The organism is Acidisphaera rubrifaciens HS-AP3 (genome assembly GCF_000964365.1).
Lineage (GTDB): Bacteria > Pseudomonadota > Alphaproteobacteria > Acetobacterales > Acetobacteraceae > Acidisphaera > Acidisphaera rubrifaciens.
The window spans coordinates 1-2195 of sequence record NZ_BANB01000748.1; the positions used below are offsets into that span (position 1 = coordinate 1).

Below are 2195 nucleotides of genomic sequence, written 5' to 3' on the forward strand. Positions count from 1 at the left end.
GGCTGCCGGAGCCCGCGCCGGGCGCCGCCATGCCGAGCCTCGCCCGGCGCGGGCGCGGGGCGACGCTCAACCCGCCCGTCCGCTACGACGCACGGACGACGGCGGCCTTCGACGACGGCTGGCAGACGCTGGAGACCGGGTTCGCCGACCTGCCGCCGCTGCCGACCACCCTGACGCGCGACGCGAGCCGGTCGGTCATCAGCTACAACACCAGCCCCGATATCGGCTTCGACCGCGCGGTGAACCCGTATCGCGGCTGCGAGCATGGCTGCATCTACTGCTATGCGCGCCCGACGCATGCCTATCTGGGCTACTCGCCGGGCCTCGATTTCGAAACGAAGCTGATCTACAAGCCCGACGTCGCGGAGCTGCTGGAACGCGAGCTGCGCAAGCCGGGCTACGTGCCGCGCGTGCTGGCGCTCGGCTCCAACACCGATCCCTATCAGCCGGTCGAGCGCACGCTGAAGCTCACGCGCGGCGTGCTCGACGTGCTCGACCGGTTCAATCATCCGGTCAGCATCGTCACGAAATCGGCCGGCGTGCTGCGCGATCTCGACATCCTCGGCCACATGGCATCGCGCGGGCTGGCACGGGTCTATCTGTCCGTCACCACGCTCGATCCGGTGCTGGCGCGGCGGATGGAGCCGCGCGCAGCCTCGCCCGCCCGACGGCTCGCGGCGATCAGCGAGCTGACGCGCGCGGGCGTGCCGGTGGGCGTGCTGGCGGCGCCGATGATCCCCGGCCTCAACGACGCCGAACTCGAACGCATCCTGGAAGCCGCGTCGCGCGCGGGCGCGCGCCATGCCGGCTACGTGCTGCTGCGTCTGCCGCACGAACTGCGCCAGATGTTCGAGGCGTGGCTGATGGAGCATTTCCCCGACCGGGCGCGCCATGTGCTGAACCTCGTGCGCGAGACGCGGGCCGGCGGACTCAATGACGCGCGCTTCCATCACCGCTTCACCGGCAGCGGCGTCTATGCCGACCTGCTGCTGCGCCGCTTCACGCGGGCGGCGCGTCAATGGGGGCTGGAGGAGACGCGCGAGGGGCTGGTCACCGAGGCGTTCCGCGTCCCCGGCCCGCCGAAGGCCGGCCTCGCGGAAGCCCAGCTTTCCCTGCTGTAGCGCCAGGGTGCCGCCAGCAGCAGCGGACCGCCGAGCCCGGCCGCCATCAGCGCGACGGCGAGACGCGGGAAATCCGCCGCCGTCCAGGCGAGCCCCGCCGTGAGCAACGCGGCCTTCGCCAGCCCGATGGTGATCGTGTTGAGCAGATAGATCGCGAAACTGCCCCGGCCGAGCGCCAGCAGCACCCGGTCGCGCCGCACGGACCCCGCCGCCACGGCCCCATGCAGCGCGGGCATGGCGAGCAGCCCCGCCAGCAGCAGCGTCACGCGCCCCGCCGCCCCGGCGTCGATCCGCCCGGCCGGCACCGCGCCCGCCACGATCCCCGCAAGCAACACCAGGAGCAGCAGGAAGCAGACGGGCCAGACGCGGTCCCGCCAGCGGGTCCATGCCGTATCGTGCCGCCCCGCCGCGACGCCGGCGGCGAAGAACACGGCATAGCCGCCGACCCGGTCCGCCCAGAGCAGCGGCGGCAATGGCAGCAGGAACAGCAATCCCGCCAGCAAAAGCGCCCGTCCCGGCCCGAGATAGCGCAGCAGCGGCGGCAGGGCGGCGGCACAGGCGAACAGCACCGCCAGATACCAGACCGACCCCGCCGGACTGTCGCCCGTCCGCCAGAACAGCGCCGCCAGCCCGGCGCCGAACGAGGCCGGGACATGATCGACGGCCACGATGCGCGCCGCCGCCAGCTTGCCCGCCAGGATCAGCAGGCCGAACGCCGCATAGGGCACCAGCAGCCGCCGCGCCCGCCCGCGCAGATACGGCCAATAGGCAGCGGGGGGGCCGGCCAGCGCCGCCGCCAGGCCGCTGAGGTAGAAGAACAGCGGCATGTGGAACGAATAGACCGCCGCCCGCAGCGGCTCGTACCAGGTCAGCCCCGCCGGTTCGGCCCGTGCGACGAGATGGCCGAAGACCACCAGCACGATCGCCAGCCCCTTCGCCCGCTCGATGTCCTCGCGCCGCGCTGCCACACTTATATATAGGCGATCCGCCCAGCGGTACTTCAACCATGACGTGCGGTTGCCCGACTCATCGCGGGCACGCATCCTGCCGCCATGCCGAACTGGACGATCGAGC

2 protein-coding genes are annotated in these 2195 nt (G+C 72.3%); one reads left to right on the forward strand and one right to left on the reverse strand.

Annotated features, from left to right (window positions below):
* Positions 1-29 precede the first annotated feature (29 nt).
* Positions 30-1121: a PA0069 family radical SAM protein gene (locus tag B8460_RS17200; protein WP_048862848.1), complete on the forward strand. Its 1092-nt coding sequence runs from the start codon at positions 30-32 to the stop codon at positions 1119-1121.
* On the opposite strand, the gene B8460_RS17205 is transcribed toward B8460_RS17200, so the two are convergent.
* The coding region (locus tag B8460_RS17205; protein ID WP_307188643.1) for an acyltransferase family protein at positions 1016-2195 on the reverse strand (1180 nt) is incomplete at its 5' end. The two genes, B8460_RS17200 and B8460_RS17205, sit on opposite strands and share 106 nt — an antisense overlap.

Excerpts from the sequence above, each read along its gene's own strand:
- B8460_RS17200 (WP_048862848.1), top strand. The coding sequence starts at position 30 with ATGCCGAGCCTCGCCCGGCGCGGGCGCGGGGCGACGCTCAACCCGCCC.